Genomic DNA, 3,051 nt, shown 5'->3' with positions numbered 1-3,051 from the left:
TCTATATAATTATTTTATTCAAAACTGGGAAATCTAATAAAAATATAATTTTTACATATTATAAAAACTATTAAAAATAAAAGCTAAAATTTATATTCAAAACAAAAAGTTAAAACTTATAAAACTGTAACAAATGTTACTGAAAAAACAAACAAAAAAAGGTATTATATAGAAGTCACTTTAAAGATAAATTAAAAAATAATTACTTGTATATAGATTTATAAAGGAGGCAAAATGGCTCATTACGGAAATTTACAAAAGATAAGAAACGGCAAAAGAACTTTTGCGATAACTCCTCATATTCCAGGAGGATTTATAAAACCTGATTTACTTATAAAACTAGCTGCTGTTGCTGAGAGACATGGCGGCATCATAAAAATAACATCAGGACAAAGAATATTAATAACTAATTTAAAAGAAGAGGACCTTCCTGCTGTTTGGGACGAACTTGGCATGAAACCAGCTGTTGTGACTCAAAATTCACTGAAAAATGTGGAGATGTGTCCAGCTAATTTCTGCAAAAGATCAAAATACCCTACACTTGGAATAGGTATGAAACTTAGCAGAGAATTTCAGGGGATGGAGCTTCCATGCAGAACTAAAATAGGTGTTGCTGGATGTAGGAATTCTTGTGGAAGTGTGTATGCTAAGGATATCGGCGTCTTAGTCGACTTTGACAAGCTGTTTTTCGTTACAGTAGGTGGTAGCGCAGGGTTCTACCCTAGAATGGCGGATATCGTCACTCGTGGCTTAACTGAAGATCAAGCTTTCGCTTTAGTAGAAGTCATCTTAAACTACTATAAAGAAAATGCGCTTATGGGCGAAAAACTAGGCGATTTTATAGACAGAATAACAATAGATAAATTTAGAGATGATGTTTTAGAAATAGCTCAATTAGAGAAAAAATTAGAAACAGAATTTAAATAAAATCTCAATTTAAATAAAAGATAAATAAACTTTTACAATAAAGTAAATATAACAGAAATTTTAGCAATAAGGAGTTTTAGAAATGAGTTTATTTTTAGGAAAGATACATTACTGGTTATTTAACAAAATATTATGGTTTGAAAATTTAGAAGAAGAAATAATCAAAACTGCAAAGAGTGAAGGGCTTGATATAGAAGGTGTAAAATCTGAAATAGAAGCTAAATACGGAGCTAAATTAGAAAATAAAAACCTAGAAGAAATAATAGACACTAACAATATACATGGATGGTTACAAGATAGAATCCACAGAGCAGAAGGAAGAATGGCTGCTTGGACTAAATTTATGATTCAAAACGACAAAATATCAGCTTTAGAAAAAGTCTACATAGACCAAGCTAAAGAAGCTGCTAGTGAAGTAACATCTGAAAGAGCTATCGAAAACGCTCCTGAAATATTCAACTGCATGAACGACTATATATTAGACGGTATGCCATGCGACCATGTAAACCAAGTTATAGAATCTGACGAAGATGCTGTTAAATGGGTTAGAAGAATATGCGTTCATAAAGAACTTTGGGCAGAAGAAGGCGTTGATGTAGACGTATTCTACAACCTTAGAGGTCTATGGATAAAAGAATTCGTAAAAGATCTAAATAGTGAATTTGAATATAGAGAATTAGGTCAAAATGAATTTATAATAAGCAAAATAGCATAATAATTAAAATAATTATAATTTAGTGTAATTCTTTTTAAAAAACATTAAAAAACGTAATAATTATAAAAAAAGCATAACAATTATAAAATTGTAAATAATATTTGTGTACTCGACCAACTTCAATCAACTTCATGTTAAGTGATATTTGTATAGTCTATAACTTGTTAGTAGGGATTGGAAGTGCACCAAGAAAGCCCCATTAAAAATGGGGCTTTTTTTTGTGTTTAAGTAATATCCGAAGTTGTTGCGCTATGAGCGAAGTGAATTTTAAAGCAATGTACGAAGTCATTGGTGATAGAATTTTTGATTTATACTCATTTTTAAAACAGGTTGTACATAATTTATATTGTGGAGGTGGAGCGATTGAATAATATTAAAGATTTTATAATAAAAGAGCTTCTGATAGTAATCATAATGGGGTGCGTCTACACTAATATCGAGATGATTTTTAGGGGGTATACTCATCCATCCATGATAATAGTAGGCGGCCTGTGCGGTATGCTAGCTGGTCTTATAAACGATATAACGCCGGAGATGAAGATGTATAAACAGTGTATTTTGAGCGCTATTATTATAACTATTATAGAATATATTTCAGGATATATTCTAAATATCAAATTAGGACTGAATATTTGGGACTATAAAAATTTAAAATTCAATATAAACGGACAAATTTCGCTTATATTCAGTTTGGCATGGGTATTTTTAAGCTATTTTGCGATAAAATTCGACGATATGCTTAAAAATGATTTGTGTAGAAAAACTGTAATAAAAGGCAAGAGCAAATAGAAATAAATCATTTAAATGTTAAAATAAAAAATGAAAATATATAATCAAGATTAAACTAAAAGAAACAATTAAAAAGACAAATAATTGAGGAAATTTTCAACAATATCTAGTATTATTAAAGTATATTTAAATAATATAGGGGGATAATACTATGGCCAATGAAACTATAAAGTGCAAAAGATGTAAAAGTGACGCTAAAATTATAAGTGCTTCACAAAATTTATGGAAAATGAGCTTATATTCTATAATATGCGCAGTAATATTTTACTTTATACCAATTATGTCATTTATTTCACTTGTCTTTTTAGGACTTGCTGTGATGATGGCGATAGCAGGGATTTATATGAAGTTTAAAGGAGGAGCAATCGTCCAGTGTAGTAAATGCAATGCCAGATATAAAATAAATAAGTATGACTATGATCAATATAAAAAAGAAAAAGAAAAAAGCGAAGATAAAAGTTAAATATATATAATTGGAGAAAACGGATATAAAAATCTATAAATAATAAGAATATAAATATAAAAATAATAAGAGTAATAAACAATAAGTAATAAGCAATAAATAGTAAGTAACAAGAAACAAATAGTGATTAGTAAAAATAAGTAAAAAAATAAAGCTT

At 28.8% G+C, this 3,051-nt stretch carries 4 protein-coding genes; all 4 read left to right on the top strand.

Features of this window, described 5'->3' with window-relative positions; translation table 11 throughout:
* Window positions 1-234: 234 nt before the first annotated feature.
* The 4 genes from RDX53_RS13930 to RDX53_RS13915 all read left to right on the top strand — a co-directional run bounded on the left by RDX53_RS13930 (window position 235) and on the right by RDX53_RS13915 (window position 2,894).
* Window positions 235-927 carry an NAD(P)/FAD-dependent oxidoreductase gene (locus tag RDX53_RS13930; protein ID WP_295762542.1) on the top strand — a complete coding sequence of 231 codons (693 nt, stop codon included), beginning with the start codon at window positions 235-237 and terminating at the stop codon, window positions 925-927.
* A gap of 82 nt (window positions 928-1,009) precedes the next feature.
* Window positions 1,010-1,642: a hypothetical protein gene (locus RDX53_RS13925; RefSeq protein ID WP_195931817.1), complete on the top strand. Its 633-nt coding sequence runs from the start codon at window positions 1,010-1,012 to the stop codon at window positions 1,640-1,642.
* 363 nt (window positions 1,643-2,005) lie between these two features.
* A complete protein-coding gene (locus RDX53_RS13920; RefSeq protein ID WP_195931818.1) occupies window positions 2,006-2,431 on the top strand; it encodes a hypothetical protein in 426 nt (141 codons plus the stop codon).
* A 151-nt stretch (window positions 2,432-2,582) separates the two neighbouring features.
* Window positions 2,583-2,894 carry a hypothetical protein gene (locus tag RDX53_RS13915; protein WP_295572040.1) on the top strand — a complete coding sequence of 104 codons (312 nt, stop codon included), beginning with the start codon at window positions 2,583-2,585 and terminating at the stop codon, window positions 2,892-2,894.
* Window positions 2,895-3,051 lie beyond the last annotated feature (157 nt).

The organism is uncultured Intestinibacter sp. (genome assembly GCF_902468165.1).
GTDB lineage: Bacteria > Bacillota > Clostridia > Peptostreptococcales > Peptostreptococcaceae > Intestinibacter.
This window is presented reverse-complemented; position numbering and strand designations above follow the sequence as displayed.

What these genes read in the sequence shown, in the direction of transcription:
- RDX53_RS13925 (WP_195931817.1), top strand. Translation starts at nt 1,010, where the DNA reads ATGAGTTTATTTTTAGGAAAGATACATTACTGGTTATTTAACAAAATA.
- RDX53_RS13930 (WP_295762542.1), top strand. Translation starts at nt 235, where the DNA reads ATGGCTCATTACGGAAATTTACAAAAGATAAGAAACGGCAAAAGAACT.
- RDX53_RS13915 (WP_295572040.1), top strand. Translation starts at nt 2,583, where the DNA reads ATGGCCAATGAAACTATAAAGTGCAAAAGATGTAAAAGTGACGCTAAA.